We start from the raw sequence: 14,262 nt of genomic DNA, 5'->3' as shown, positions 1-14,262 counted from the left end.
AACATAATGACTAGTTGGTCAAAGCAAAAAGTTCAATGGAGGTACATAATGAATTCAATCATTAATTTTGTAATGAAGAACAAATTAGCTGTATGGCTTGTCACACTTATTATAACTGCTGCCGGCATTTATTCCGGTTCGAAAATGAATTTGGAAACAATACCAGATATTACAATTCCTATCGTTAGTGTAACAACGGTTTACCCGGGTGCCACACCTGACCAAGTGGTGAATGAACTATCAGAGCCACTCGAAAAAGCAGTAAATAGCTTGAACGGAGTTACATCGGTTAGCTCCACATCATACCAAAATGCTTCCTCTCTACAAATTGAATATTCGTTTGGGACTGACATGAAGCAAGCGGAAGATGACGTAAACGAAGCTCTTTCTAAAATCACATTGCCGGAAAACGCGATGGATCCAACTGTAGGAAGAATCAGCATCAATGCATTTCCGATTCTAGCCCTTAGTGTTACTGACAGCAATGTTGACCTAGAAGCGTTAACTGTAAAAGTACAAGATTCTTTGGTTCCTGACCTCGAAGGAATTGGCGGCGTTTCAAGTGTTGCAGTTTCCGGGCAACAAATTGAAGAAGTCATTCTGACATTCGATCAAGAAAAACTAGCCGCAAACAACTTGGATGAAGATACAGTGAAACAAATTGTAAAAGGCTCTGAGGTGACGATGCCGCTTGGTTTGTTCCAATTTGATGGAGAAGAGCAATCGGTAGTCATTGATGGTAATATTGCGACTGTAGAAGATTTGGAGAACATACTGATTCCAGTAATGCCAGCTAGTACTCCAGGCGCTGCAACACAATCCGAAGCATCATCTACACCCTCTGTCGGCACGAATCCTACAACTGTACAACTGCCTTCAATTAAACTGGGTGAGATCGCAACGATTGAACATATCGGAAAAGCTGAATCCATTTCAAGAATGAATGGTAAAGAAGCGATTGCTGTTCAAGTTGTAAAATCGCAAAATGCCAATACATTAGTGGTGGTCGATGAAGTAAAAGACCTCATGAAGGATTTTGAAAAAGAGAACGATGGCGTCAAAATTTCAACAACACTTGACCAAGGTGAACCCATTCAACAATCCGTTGATACAATGATAAATAAAGCATTGTTTGGTGCAATCTTTGCGGTAATTATTATTATGTTGTTCCTACGTAACTTTAAATCGACACTAATTTCAATTGTGTCCATTCCAATGTCTCTTCTAATTGCAATCATATTCTTGAATCAGTTGGGTATTACATTGAATATGATGACACTTGGTGCTATGACTGTTGCAATTGCGCGTGTTATCGATGACTCCATTGTAGTTGTAGAAAATATATTTAGACGTATGTCCCTTCCAACAGAAAAGTTAAAAGGTAAAGAACTTGTACGAGAAGCGACAAAAGAAATGTTTAAACCAATCATGTCGTCCACACTCGTTACGATTGCAGTCTTCTTGCCTATCGCTTTAGTTAGCGGCATGATTGGCGAATTGTTCATGCCTTTCGCTTTGACTATGGTATTTGCACTGCTCGCTTCATTAATTGTAGCGATTACAATCGTGCCAATGCTTGCACATTCATTATTCAAAAAACAGCTTTACTCGACTACGAGTAGCCACAAAGAAAAACCGAGTAAAATGGCCGCTTCTTATAGAAAGATATTAAATTGGACATTAAATCATAAAATGATTACTTCTCTCGTTTCAATCGTACTTTTAGTCGGTAGCTTATTCCTGGCTCCTATTATCGGTGTGAGTTTCCTTCCAGATGAAGAACAGAAAACAATGTATATTACGTTTACCCCTGAACCTGGTGAAACGCTTGAAACTGTAAACAATTATGTTGAATCAGCGGAAGAGTATCTATTGGATTTGAAAGATGTTAACGTCGTTCAAGCTTCCGTCGGCGGAGAAAATCCGATGGCGCCTGGCGCTTCAAACGGGGCTCTCCTGTTTGTGACGTTCGATAATGATACGGCTGATTTTACGAAGGTGAAAGAAACGACAATCTTAGAACTCCAAAAACGCGCAACTAAAGGTGAATGGAAATCACAGGACTTTTCAACAAGCGGTTCCAGTAATGCAGTGAGTTATTACGTTTACGGAAATAACTTAAAAGAAATTGAACCTGTTGTTGAAGACATCGAAAAGATTATGAATGATAACAATGACCTAAAAAATATCAAAACAAGTTTAACTAGAAAATATAAAGAATATACACTCGTTGCCAATCAAGAAAAGTTAACACAATACGGTTTAACTGCTGCACAAGTTGGAATGGTTCTCTATCCGAACGACCAGCAAGAAGTGTTGACTAAAATTGAAGATGGTAATAATACAATCGAAGTATTAATCAATGAAGATAAGAAAGAACATAAAACAATCAATGAATTACTAGAAGAAAAAATACAGTCACCACTTGGTATGGAAATCGCCATTTCTGAACTAGTTGACTTACAAGAAGGCACAACTTCCGATACAATTTCTCGTAAAGATGGTAAATTATTTGCGAGTGTTTCAGCGGAAATAACAACAAAAGATGTTGCAAAAGCGTCTACAGCTATCCAGGAAAAAGTAGACAATCTCGATATCCCTTCAAATATAGAAGTTAATACGGCAGGCGTAACAGAAGATATCGCAGATGCGTTTACTCAGCTTGGGCTTGCAATGCTTGCTGCCATCGCTATTGTGTACTTGATCCTAGTCGTAACGTTTGGCGGCGGACTTGCACCATTAGCAATCTTATTCTCTCTTCCCTTCACAGTAATTGGAGCGTTGGTTGGTTTATGGATTGCTGGTGAAACAATCAGTGTTTCGGCAATGATTGGTATGCTAATGCTAATCGGTATTGTCGTAACAAATGCGATTGTTTTAATTGACCGCGTCATAAATAAAGAAAATGAAGGAATGGCAACTAGAGACGCCATTTTGGAAGCAGGCACTACAAGACTGCGTCCAATTCTAATGACAGCACTCGCTACAATAGGTGCATTGATTCCTTTAGCTATCGGTGGAGAAGGTAGTGGACTTATCTCCAAAGGACTTGGTGTTACTGTTATCGGTGGCCTAACAAGCTCGACATTGCTTACACTTATTTTTGTTCCAATTGTTTATGAGTTTTTAGGGAAGTTCCGCAAGAAAAATAAGAAAATAGTATAACTAAGAAAAAACCAGTCCATCCAGTGACTGGTTTTTTCTTGGTATCTCATTACCTCGAATCATTTGACTTTTCATTCGAAACCATGTAAATTATTCATTAATATGAATAGGCGATGAAGAGAAAAGTAAAGTGTGTACATTTCTGACAGAAAGCTTCGACAGATGAAAAGAAGCAGAAAGGTTCCACTAGAAAAATGGTCTCTGAGCTCTTCATTGAACGTGCAATTTAGCATTAGTAGATGTTTGCGGGTTTTGGTACCCGTTACCAAAACCACAGTTTAGAATCCGTTATGATTGGCTTCTGCACTTGTTGAGGCTGCGCATGTGAATGAGTAGCGAAAAAAGGTGGTTACACGAGTTAATATCTCGTCCTTTTCAATCGATTGGCGATTGATTTGGGCGGGATTTTTTTGTTTAGAAGTACATATTATATAAAAATGAGGAGTGGTTTAATAATGACAAAAGGTTTATTAGTTTTTCAATCGGATTTCGGAAAAAGTGATGGTGCAGTTAGTGCAATGCATGGAGTAGCAAACTCAGTTGAACGTGGAATTCCGATTTTTGAGATTACACATCTAATTCCTCAATATAATATTTGGGAAGCGTCCTATCGTTTATTGCAATCGATTGGTTATTGGCCGAGCGAAACCGTATTCGTATCCATCGTAGATCCTGGTGTAGGTTCTGATCGGCGTGCTGTAGTTGCAAAAACAGTAAATGACCAATACATCATTACACCGGATAACGGAACATTAACGCACGTTTCGCAATTCATCAACATTACTGAAGTCCGGGTAATCGATGAAACAAAAAACCGGCTCCCTAACTCTGGCGAATCCCATACGTTCCATGGCCGTGATATTTTTGCTTACACGGGTGCCCGGCTTGCTGCTGGGGTAATCCAATTTGAAGATATTGGTCCTTCAGCTGATCCTTCAACGATTATTTCACTGCCTTTAAAAATGTCGACAATTACGAATGAAACAATTACAGGGATAGTCGATATTATCGATCGCCCATTCGGCAATCTGTGGACGAATATTAGCAGGTTACAATTCGGGGAAATTGTGGAGCAGTACGGTGATTCAATTGAAGTTTCTATAACAACAGATGGCCGAACCATATATAACAATATAATGACCTTCGGAAGGTCATTTGCAGATTTGCATATCGGTGAGCCCCTCGTCTATGTAAATTCACTCGACAATATCGGTATCGCCATCAATCAAGGTTCTTTTGCGGACGCATACCGTGTTGGCACAGGAACAAACTGGGAGGTTGTTATTCGTAAAACAACGCGAATTGGGTATGAATAACTTTTTATTATTTCACGAAAACCATTATACCGATCAAAAAATGCTAACGCGGAATTCATTCCCACGTTAGCATTTTCCTTTATAAGAATCGATTGTCTATTTCTTCATCATGTAATTTATCACCAAATAATTTTTCCAATCTCACTTTTGCTTTCAATTTCATATCAGCGTCAATATGAGAGATAACCTTATATACAGCAGCTGCAATGACACTCGCATCATCAACCAATCCGACTGCAGGTATAAAATCTGGAATGAGATCAATTGGGAAAATCAAATAACTAAGCGCCCCTACAATTATCAATTTCGTTGATTTTGGTACCGCTGGACTTTTCGCCGCATAATAGAGGAGCAAACTGTAATAAACGGTTGTCTTCCCTGCTTGCTTCCCGTGCTTCTTCACTTTGTTCCAAAAGTTTTCATCAGAGTAATGGTTTTCTGCCACATGGTTAGATAGTTCCGGATTGAAATTCTTCAAAGTATCTTCATAATCATTTTGTTTTTTATGCATACTTAAACCCCCACCTTTAATGTCCGTTCCCTTAATTGTACACGGAACAGCGTGGAGTGTCATTCGACAGGATACGCGCGTCACCTATAAAATACCATTTCATTAGATATTCAATTGATTATATGCTAATGAATGAAGTTTGATTAAGCAATAATTTTACGTAAGGGGTAGTTTATGAATCACATCCAACTTGAATAGTATTTAAAAACGCTTGGCAAAAGTTTCGGGAGATAGATTTTGAGTAATACATTTGAAGTCCAAACAGCAGAAATTGAAGCTCAAGGTTAAAATCTGAAAGCTGTAGAAGCAATGCGCGAGATTGGAATTGATATTAGCGAACAATCTTCTCAGCTAATTGATGAAAAAGTTCTAGTTATAGCTTAGTTACGTCATCACACTATGTGGAGATCCTTACGACAACTGCCCGATAACTCCTCCTCACATCTCTCACTTGCACTGGGGCTTCAATGATCCTGCTCGTGCGACAGGAACTGAAGAAGAGAAATAGATGGTTTTTCAAAAAGTACGGGATGAATTAAGGACTGAATTCAGAAATTTGCTGTGTCCTACAAAAGAGTGTGAGTGAAATTTAGGATTTCATTCTCTGTTTTTTTGACTTTCCTAATCCATCCTTACATATGATGAACTATCTCATATAAAGGAAAGGATTGCTGCTATGGATTTACCTGTATCAATTGCAACAAAAAAATTGCCCCACGCTATACCAAACGTCAAAGTCTATTATCCAGTTGTTACTCAATTGCCCAACTCAAATGTTCAAAGCAAAATTAATCACGCTATTATATCTGCACTGAATAAAATACTAGTAGAGCAAAGTTTTTACGATAAAGACCTTGTGGAATTGATAGCCTATTACGAGTTAAAAAACAATCAGCGCGGTATCCTCAGTTTGAATTTAATCGTTTATTCATTTACAGGCGGTGCGCATGGGATGACTATCATTAAGTCCCTCACATTTGATACAAAAACGGGTGAAATGTATTCGTTGAGCGAATTATTCAAAACGGACAGTAATTACGTAAAAAAGTTGTCAGATATTATTGAAGGGAAAATTAAAGACTGGAATATCGAACTTCTAGATCCTCCTTTCAAATGTATTCGCGGCGACCAAGACTTTTATATTGCAGATACATCTCTTGTCATCTATTTTCAGCTTTATGAAATCACGCCATACTATTGGGGATTCCCTTACTTCCCGATTCCTATACTGGATCTCGCGGATATTATCCAACCAGATGGCCCACTTGACCGTATGATGGCGTTCACTTAGTTTCACAGTAATAAATAGCCTAATTCTAAGAATCCTATACAGTATTAGGCTTTTCTCTTACTTTTTAAAGTAAATTTAAACATAATGGAATTACGCCCAATCTCTTGCTCATAATAAATCTCCTATCGTGTCGATTTATTATTAGTTCGTTTGGCAAACGAGTAAGTTTCGCTTCTTCTGCTTGATTACGGAGTTAATTGAAGTCCGCTTCCATTAGCACTTCACCAATCAGTCGACCATTAATGACTAGATTTGCGTAATCATCAAATAACGTTGGTTCCATATTAACTATAACGAGCTTTGCCCCATTTTGTTTTGCTAGAAGCGGAAACTGATTTGCGGGTGTGACAGTCAGAGATGAGCCTAATACAATGAATAACTCGGCCCGTTCGCTTTCTTCCACTGCCTTCATGAAAGTATCTTCCGGTAGCCCTTCTCCGAATAGAACAACAGATGGTCGCAATTTGCCACCACATTTACAATAGAAACGTTCTTCTTCATACATCTCATTTCCGAATTCTTTCCCACAAGATTCACAATGGACTTGTTGCAGCGTGCCATGCAGTTCCATCACATTTTTCGAGCCAGCAACAGAATGAAACCCATCAACATTTTGGGTAATTACCCCTTGTATAAGTCCATCCTTTTCCCATTTAGCTAAGATCCTATGTCCTTTATGCGGACTACAATCTTTTACTCCAAGCACACGTTGACGGTAAAAGGAAAAAAACCGTTCTACATCAAGATTTAAAGCTTCTGTACTTGCAACTTGATCAGGACTTTCATTCTCCCATAGCCCGGTTTTTGCAGACCGAAAATCAGGTAAACCGCTTTCTGTGGACATACCAGCACCTGTATAGACAATCGTATAATTTGATTTTTCCATCAACTCCACCAACATTCGAAGTCCTCCTTCTTAACAAACTTCAATAATTAGAGATTTTTCATTATTTTTCGGCGAATTAACTGCAGAAGAAACAATGTATGCCTCCATTTTTTTTTCATCGAATGGCATCAATAAACTTTTTAATAACTCGATATCTTCATTTTTAGGATCAAGCCAAGCCGCCTCATTTTCACGTTTTAGTATGACAGGCATACGATTGTGAATTGGTTTTACTAACTCATTTGGAACTGTCGTAATGGCTGTACACGAATGAATGATACTTCCATCCGTTGAAACCCATGACTCCCATAGACCCGCAATAGCAAATAACTCATCAGATTTCAATTTGATGCGCATTGGTACTTTCCCATCCCCTACTTTCTGCCATTCATAAAAGGAGTCCGCTGGAATCAGGCATCGTTTCTTCTTAAATGGATTTCGAAAACTCGGTTTTTCTGAAACAGTCTCAGCTCTTGCGTTGATCATTTTATGTCCAATTTTCTCATCTTTTGCCCAAGGAGGGATAAGCCCCCAACGCAAATGACCCAATCGATTTTTCCTCCCATCATTGATAATGGCAACAACTTGTTGGGAAGGCGCGATATTATAACTCGGAATATAATCGTTTTCCTGAAATGCAACTTCAATGTCGAAGCGTTCGATCATTTCAAAATAAGGGGCAAACAATGTAAATCGACCACACATAGAAATTCTCCTTTGTGAATGGAATTTGTTTACCTAACTCTACCATTGTTGTAGGTTTGAATCATGTGAAACGTCGTTAACTGATGAGTATGTAGTCTAATAAACCAAAAAAATGCAAGCCCTAATCACCTAGAAGCTTGCATTTTTTGATTAAAATTTACTTTTTCTGTTGGTTCCTTCTTTTGGATGAAGGTACTTGCGGTTTATCGGTTCCTGCCTTTTTCTTCGCTTCCTTTTCCACACGTTCAAAATTTCTAATATCTGAAGGTCTGACTGTAATAGGTTCCTTTTTCAATAATTTCCCCATTCCGAATACCAGTAGTAGAAGGAGTACCGTGAATGGCAAGGCAGCCACTAGAGAAGCGGATTGGAGCGCATCCAGACCTCCCGCGTACAATAACACCGCTGCGATTGCAGACATAAGTACTCCCCAGGTCATCTTGACAATTAGGGGCGGAAATAGACTCCCATTTGTTGTCATACTGGCAAGGATATATGTTGCAGAATCTGCAGAAGTGACAAGGAATGTGAATATTAATAGAATTGCCAAACCGGACATTAATCCTGTAAAAGGCATGTGTTCAAATGTCGCAAAAATTGCCGATGTAACATCCGCTTCTACAGCTTCTGCTATTTTTGTGCCGTTATTCAAGTCACTGTAAAGCGCTGTCCCACCCAAAGTTGCAATCCACATACACGCGAAAACCGGTGGAAGAACCATCACTCCAACGATGAATTCTCGAATCGTTCTCCCTTTGGATACACGTGCAACAAATGCGCCCACGAAAGGTGACCAAGCAATTGTCCAGGCCCAATAGAATATTGTCCAGTCTTGTACCCAGCTTCCTCCTTGATAAGGTTGCAAACGTAAACTGTATTGAATGAAATTCGTTATGTAATCACCAAGTGCTAAAGTGAACGTTTCTAAAATAAATACTTTTGGACCTACAATAAAGAAGAATAATAGCATCGCAATTGCCAATACTAAGTTGAAATTCCCCAAATACCGAATACCTTTATTCAATCCTGAGGATGCGGAAATCATATAAGATATAAAGACAATAAAAATGATGATTAACTGTACAGTAAACGTACTTTCAATCTTGAAAACTGACTCTAATCCCCCACTCATTTGTAAAATTCCGAGTCCAAGTGAGGTGGCAATACCCATGACAGTGGCTATAACAGAAAAGGAATCAATGCCAATCTTCACTTTTTTATTGTTACCAATGAGTGGTTCCAATGCAGTTGAAATGAGTCCATCTTTTTTCTTTCGGAACTGCAGAAAACCGATTACCAAACCGACAATTCCAAAAATTGCCCATTGTGAAATGCCCCAGTGAAAGAATGAGTAACCCATCGCAACCCGCGCCGCCTGTTCTGAATGCGGCTCGACGCCCTCAATCGGTGAGGTGAAATAATGACTCATCGGTTCCGCAACACCCCAAAAAACAAGACCTACTCCAAATCCTGCCGAAAATAACATTCCAATCCATGTGAAAAATGGATAATCAGGACGCTCCTCATCTCCACCAATTCTAATTGCACCAAATTTACTGATTGCCAGACCAGCTAAAAATACGACTATAATAAATACAGTTAGGAGGTAAAACCAGCCAAAGTTTACCGTTGTAAAATCATACAATAAATTTGCTACATTCCCGAATTGTATAGGTGAAACCGCTCCTAATAGCACTAGCACAAAAATAACTGATGCTGAAATTGAAAATACTGGATTCTTCCAAAACTTTTTGTCCAAAGAAAACCGACCCCTATTAATTTAGTTAATAACTATATACCCTAAAGCACTTCACTCTAAAGTGCAAATGTCTACCTAAATGAAATTTATTTAAAATATCTCAGTTTTTCTTCAAAAAAAAAGATGAACCCATATATTCAAGGTTCAACTTTCACTTATCTATTTTGAGCGCGAATGCCTTATTAGAGGGAGCCGAAGCCGTTAGACTAGCGGTTAAACCATTTGAGGCGGCTAAGAAAAAGATAATAGTTTGAAAACATATTTTTATTGGGGATGAGACTATCTAAGCCGAGTGCATCCTATCAAATCGACTTTTCTATCAAATTTTATTGGTTTGTTCGATTCTTTTTCTTCTTCGAATAATTAGTAAATAAAGGATAAAGACAACAAATACTAGTGCACTTGACATGACGTAAACTGATTGATATCCATAATGGAAAGCGACCAAACCTAAAACGTACGATCCAAGAGCAAGTCCCGTGTCAAAAAACGTAAAAAATGTAGCAGTCGCATATCCACTTCTTTCATGCTTTGTCGACTGTACAGCAAGTGTTTGAAAACTAGGTATGAGCGCTCCATAACCAAAACCAATAAACGCTCCGGCCACTAAAAAGGACACTGCCGAATCCATATTTGCTAATAGGAAAAGACCAAGTGTAAATGAAATAAACCCAGGAATGATTACATATTGTGAACCTTTTTCGTCAAATAGCATACCTGTAAATGGACGAGTCAGGAGCATCACAGCTGCAAACACTAGAAAAAAAGCGCTCGCGAGTGCTAGGAGACCTTTTTCCTGTGCGTAAATTGATAGATACGACAATACGCTTGCATATGACAAAGCGATTAAGCTACCAAGCATAGCAATCGGCAACGCTCCTTTTTCAAATAAGTCTCCTATTTTCAATTTAGTTTGTCCAATACTTTTTGCAGAAACATTTCCGGCCGGCGCCAATAAGGATGTAAGGACACCTATAACCATTAGAATACTTAGAACAATAAACAACACATCGAACGAGTAATTTTGAATTAGATATAACGCAATTAATGGGCCAAGAACAACAGCTAAATTGGTCGACATATTAAAATAACCAAGGCCCGCACCTCTTCGTTTCATCGGCACTATGTCTGCAGCTATTGACAGCGCCGCCGTAGTGATAATGCTAAACCATATCCCCTGCACAAATCGCAATACTAGAAGTCCTGCAAATGGTTGGATAAAATAATAGAGGATTGTGCATATCAAATAGAGGACTAGGCCACTCCATAACATTTTTCGCTTCCCTACAATATCCAATATCTTGCCCGTAAACGGTCTGACAACAATTGCAGATAGTAAGAATATCGTCATTAATAAACCCGCTTCTTCGTCTGTACGCTTTAACACGCCAACCGCATAAAGTGGCAATGTAGTGACGAGTCCGTAAAATACGGTAAAAACTGAAATATTTGTAAAAAATAAACTTATAAAAGGTTTTGTCCAAATGGCTTCTTTTTTCACTAATTTACTCACTTCTTTCCTTATCAAGGCTTTTCAATAAACCCATTAATAACAGCTCATCTTCTTTTGAAAGATCTTTTAGAAACTCATTCTCAAATTCAATAATTGATGCCTCTATTAGCGGGAACTTTGTTATCGCTTCTTCAGAAAGACATACAACTTTTTCTCTTCGATCTATTCCTTCAAATGTCCTGACCCACCCGAGGTCTTCAAGGCGACTGACAGTCCTCGTAATTGTTGGGGCTTCCACATTTAAATACTTCCATATATCTGTTAACTTCATTTCCTCATGCTGCTTAACACAATATAACACCGTCCATTGCGCCGCAAATAAATCATATTTTTTCAGCGTTTTATTTAACTCTTTACTCAACATACGGGTCTTTTGAAATAGTTCATGAAATAGCGGATTCATACATATTAACTCCTTTGTTTACCTAGCTAACTATTTAATCATACTTCGCCAACCAAAGCTTGTAAAGTAAACAGAAAAAAACAAGCAATCCCAATGTACGGGGATCACTTGTCATAATAATTCAATAGGTTTTTAAGACCTTTCCACTTCATCTAGATGAACAGTGTAAGTAATAATACTGCCAACCTTAAAATATATGGAGATAAAATTTAAGAATACACAATTAATTTCTAAGTATCTATGCACATGTTTAGCTACAACTATTCAAATAGCTGTACGTCAGGATCCACCCCACAACAATGGACTAGCATTGAATGAAGTTGCCCCCGATGATGATAGACATGAGCCACTATTTCTAGCAACCATTCATATCTTGAATATGTAGTCCCCCAATAAGAAGTCATTTTCATATTCAATTCTTCAGCATTAAATGTGGCGAATTTTTCTTCTAAAAAAGTATAATTACTCAACAATGCATCTTTAATTTCTTCTAGAGAAGCCAATTTAATCGTTGAATAATACGCTGTCATTTCATCCCTGCTTGCACCTTCAGCGATTTGGTAATCTGCTACACAAATTGTTGCCAAATGCTCCAATAACTCTCCAATTGAATATTTATTAGGCGTAGGTCTAATTTGTAATGAATGGTCATCTAATTGATCTAGTAACTCAATAATGGAGTTAATGGAAACCTTCAGCTGGTTTAGTGCATATCCACAATATTTATTCATTACTGTTCTCCTTACAAAGCAGTTTCAGCCGTCATTTTCCGATCACGTGGTAGCGCTAAACCGACAAGACCAATAATCGGCAAGAATGAAACGATAATCATTGTCGGGAAAATACCAAGCTGGTCCATCAACATTCCGATGATGACGGATCCAATCGCTCCCATACCAAATGCCAGACCCACTGTCAGCCCTGCCATCGTCCCAATTTTGCTCGGAACAAGTTCTTGGGCATAGACGACCGTAACTGAAAAGCTGAGCATAATGAAAAACCCAATGGTCATGAGTAATAGGGCAACAGCCCATAACGGGACGTATGGGAGCAGTAGACATAAGGGTATCGGCACAGCGAGCGAAAGAACTATGATATTCTTTCTGCCAAATTTATCAGCCATTGGCCCGCCGAAAAACGTCCCCACCGCTCCGAGTGCAAGAAACAAGAATATGTATAATAGCCCTTCTTTATCAATAAGATTATATTTATCCATTAAATGAAAGATGAAAAAGCTAGTGATATTCGTAACGTAAAATGAACGGGCAAAAATGATGACAAGCAGTAATACAAGCGCTGTTCCCACTTGTTTTTTGGTTAGCTTTCCTATGGATGATAGCAACACTTTCTTGCGATTGTTCAACTTCTCCTGATCAAGCTGGTTTTTATACCAAGCGGATATTTTTAGTAAGATGAAAATACCAAGTGCTGCGACAAGCATAAATAACGCCGCTCCTATTTGTCCAAGCGGCACTAGAATAAATGCACTGATCAATGGGGCTAGTGCCTGTCCCGAATTTCCACCTACCTGATAAATAGATTGAGAAAGTCCACGCTTCGATCCTGCCGCCATGAAAGATACTCTTGACCCTTCCGGATGAAAAATTGCGGAACCGAACCCGAGAAACATAACAGAGACAATAATCATCCAGTAGTCCGGGGAAAGGGCAATCCCTCCTATTCCTACAAATGAGAACATCATCCCTATCGGTAATGCATATGGTTTCGGTTTTCGGTCACTGAAATACCCGACAACCGGTTGTAAAACGGATGCAACCATATTCAAAGCGAAAAAAATGAATCCAAGTTGAGTGAAGGTAAGTCCCCTTTCCTTTTCAAGGACGGGAAACATTGCAGGAACCACTGCTTGCAGCGTATCGTTCAGCAAATGGACACCACCGATTGCAAACATGATCGGATATACGGGATTTCCCAGTGGACCTGCTTCTTTTATTTTTGTCATTTGATTCTCACGTCCTTTCTATGCTGATAAAAACTTCATAGAACAAGTATATATCAATTTCAGAGTATTTGGATGCTTTATAATTCGAAATAAATGATTATAGCTTCTTATGTCGATATACTTATGTAGTAATGATTGACCACCAATAGAAAGAGGCGACTCATTTGAACATACATGAAGCAATCAAAACACGAAGAAGCATTCCACTTGTAACGGAACAGGCTGTACCAGTGGAACTTATTGAAAAGATTATTGAATCGGGTACTTATGTACCCAACCATCATAGGACGGAACCTTGGCGTTTCTTCGTATTGCGAGGCAATGGCAGAACAAAGTTAGGTAAAGTCCTAGGAGAGATTACAAGTGCTGAACAGGAAGATCCGCTGTCCGAGAGTAGTCAATCGAAAATTGAACGAAGCAAAAGGAATCCCCTGCGCTCCCCCGTTATTATCGCGGTAGGTATGGAACCGGGAGAAAAAGAGAATATCATTGAAAAAGAAGAATATGCCGCTGTCAGTAGCAGTATCCAAAATATGCTGTTAACTGCTCACGCGTTAGGCCTAGGTGCAATCTGGCGAACAGGTGCAATTTGTTATCATCCGAATGTAAGAGACTTTTTTGGACTATCCGAAAAAGGTGAAGTTCTTGCATTTATCTACCTCGGTTATCCCGAAATGGAACCGAAGTCTTTTAAAAAGACCAATTTTAGTGAATTCACAACTTGGATTGATTAAAAAAATTTGAAGTAGT

12 protein-coding genes are annotated in these 14,262 nt (G+C 38.7%); 4 read left to right on the top strand and 8 right to left on the bottom strand.

The annotated features are described in order from the left end of the window. The first annotated feature begins 48 nt into the window (after nucleotides 1–48). Nucleotides 49–3,165 carry an efflux RND transporter permease subunit gene (locus tag AC25Y5_RS01050; RefSeq protein ID WP_488138697.1) on the top strand — a complete coding sequence of 1,039 codons (3,117 nt, stop codon included), beginning with the start codon at nucleotides 49–51 and terminating at the stop codon, nucleotides 3,163–3,165. 455 nt (nucleotides 3,166–3,620) lie between these two features. After that, the gene (locus AC25Y5_RS01045) at nucleotides 3,621–4,481 is read left to right on the top strand and encodes an SAM hydrolase/SAM-dependent halogenase family protein (protein ID WP_488138696.1); all 861 of its coding nucleotides are present in this window, start codon (nucleotides 3,621–3,623) and stop codon (nucleotides 4,479–4,481) included. A 79-nt stretch (nucleotides 4,482–4,560) separates the two neighbouring features. On the opposite strand, the gene AC25Y5_RS01040 is transcribed toward AC25Y5_RS01045, so the two are convergent. Then, nucleotides 4,561–4,992 (bottom strand): YkvA family protein, encoded by a 432-nt coding sequence (locus AC25Y5_RS01040; RefSeq protein ID WP_488138695.1) that lies wholly within the window; start codon nucleotides 4,990–4,992, stop codon nucleotides 4,561–4,563. A 676-nt stretch (nucleotides 4,993–5,668) separates the two neighbouring features. On the opposite strand from AC25Y5_RS01040, the gene AC25Y5_RS01035 reads away from it, so the two are divergent. Further along, nucleotides 5,669–6,283, top strand: coding sequence for a DUF3298 and DUF4163 domain-containing protein (locus tag AC25Y5_RS01035; RefSeq protein WP_488138694.1), 615 nt, complete (start codon nucleotides 5,669–5,671; stop codon nucleotides 6,281–6,283). A gap of 193 nt (nucleotides 6,284–6,476) precedes the next feature. Here the strand turns inward: AC25Y5_RS01035 and AC25Y5_RS01030 are convergent, their stop codons facing one another. From AC25Y5_RS01030 to AC25Y5_RS01000, 7 genes are all read right to left on the bottom strand, one after another. After that, nucleotides 6,477–7,184 (bottom strand): NAD-dependent deacylase, encoded by a 708-nt coding sequence (locus AC25Y5_RS01030; RefSeq protein WP_488138693.1) that lies wholly within the window; start codon nucleotides 7,182–7,184, stop codon nucleotides 6,477–6,479. Nucleotides 7,185–7,199: 15 nt separating this feature from the next. Then, a complete protein-coding gene (locus AC25Y5_RS01025; protein WP_488138692.1) occupies nucleotides 7,200–7,874 on the bottom strand; it encodes an SOS response-associated peptidase in 675 nt (224 codons plus the stop codon). A 157-nt stretch (nucleotides 7,875–8,031) separates the two neighbouring features. Further along, nucleotides 8,032–9,633, bottom strand: coding sequence for a BCCT family transporter (locus AC25Y5_RS01020; RefSeq protein WP_488138691.1), 1,602 nt, complete (start codon nucleotides 9,631–9,633; stop codon nucleotides 8,032–8,034). A 319-nt stretch (nucleotides 9,634–9,952) separates the two neighbouring features. Next, nucleotides 9,953–11,146, bottom strand: a complete 1,194-nt coding sequence (locus tag AC25Y5_RS01015; protein ID WP_488138690.1) for an MFS transporter — start codon at nucleotides 11,144–11,146, stop codon at nucleotides 9,953–9,955. Then, nucleotides 11,139–11,549 (bottom strand): MarR family winged helix-turn-helix transcriptional regulator, encoded by a 411-nt coding sequence (locus AC25Y5_RS01010; protein ID WP_482105099.1) that lies wholly within the window; start codon nucleotides 11,547–11,549, stop codon nucleotides 11,139–11,141. Before AC25Y5_RS01010 ends, AC25Y5_RS01015 begins: the two co-directional genes overlap by 8 nt. A 260-nt stretch (nucleotides 11,550–11,809) precedes the next feature. After that, a complete protein-coding gene (locus tag AC25Y5_RS01005; RefSeq protein WP_488138689.1) occupies nucleotides 11,810–12,280 on the bottom strand; it encodes a DinB family protein in 471 nt (156 codons plus the stop codon). Nucleotides 12,281–12,291: 11 nt separating this feature from the next. Beyond that, a complete protein-coding gene (locus AC25Y5_RS01000; RefSeq protein ID WP_488138688.1) occupies nucleotides 12,292–13,512 on the bottom strand; it encodes an MFS transporter in 1,221 nt (406 codons plus the stop codon). Between the two features lie 164 nt (nucleotides 13,513–13,676). On the opposite strand from AC25Y5_RS01000, the gene AC25Y5_RS00995 reads away from it, so the two are divergent. Continuing rightward, complete coding sequence (locus AC25Y5_RS00995) at nucleotides 13,677–14,246, top strand: nitroreductase family protein (RefSeq protein ID WP_488138687.1); 570 nt, start codon at nucleotides 13,677–13,679, stop codon at nucleotides 14,244–14,246. Nucleotides 14,247–14,262: the final 16 nt, after the last annotated feature.

The organism is Sporosarcina sp. Y1011 (assembly GCF_057669885.1).
This window is presented reverse-complemented; position numbering and strand designations above follow the sequence as displayed.

Bases quoted from the DNA above. Each gene is read 5' to 3' on its own strand.
- AC25Y5_RS01050 (WP_488138697.1), top strand. From the start codon at position 49: ATGAATTCAATCATTAATTTTGTAATGAAGAACAAATTAGCTGTATGG.
- AC25Y5_RS01045 (WP_488138696.1), top strand. From the start codon at position 3,621: ATGACAAAAGGTTTATTAGTTTTTCAATCGGATTTCGGAAAAAGTGAT.
- AC25Y5_RS01040 (WP_488138695.1), bottom strand. From the start codon at position 4,992: ATGCATAAAAAACAAAATGATTATGAAGATACTTTGAAGAATTTCAAT.
- AC25Y5_RS01035 (WP_488138694.1), top strand. From the start codon at position 5,669: ATGGATTTACCTGTATCAATTGCAACAAAAAAATTGCCCCACGCTATA.
- AC25Y5_RS01030 (WP_488138693.1), bottom strand. From the start codon at position 7,184: ATGTTGGTGGAGTTGATGGAAAAATCAAATTATACGATTGTCTATACA.
- AC25Y5_RS01025 (WP_488138692.1), bottom strand. From the start codon at position 7,874: ATGTGTGGTCGATTTACATTGTTTGCCCCTTATTTTGAAATGATCGAA.
- AC25Y5_RS01010 (WP_482105099.1), bottom strand. From the start codon at position 11,549: ATGAATCCGCTATTTCATGAACTATTTCAAAAGACCCGTATGTTGAGT.
- AC25Y5_RS01005 (WP_488138689.1), bottom strand. From the start codon at position 12,280: ATGAATAAATATTGTGGATATGCACTAAACCAGCTGAAGGTTTCCATT.
- AC25Y5_RS01000 (WP_488138688.1), bottom strand. From the start codon at position 13,512: ATGACAAAAATAAAAGAAGCAGGTCCACTGGGAAATCCCGTATATCCG.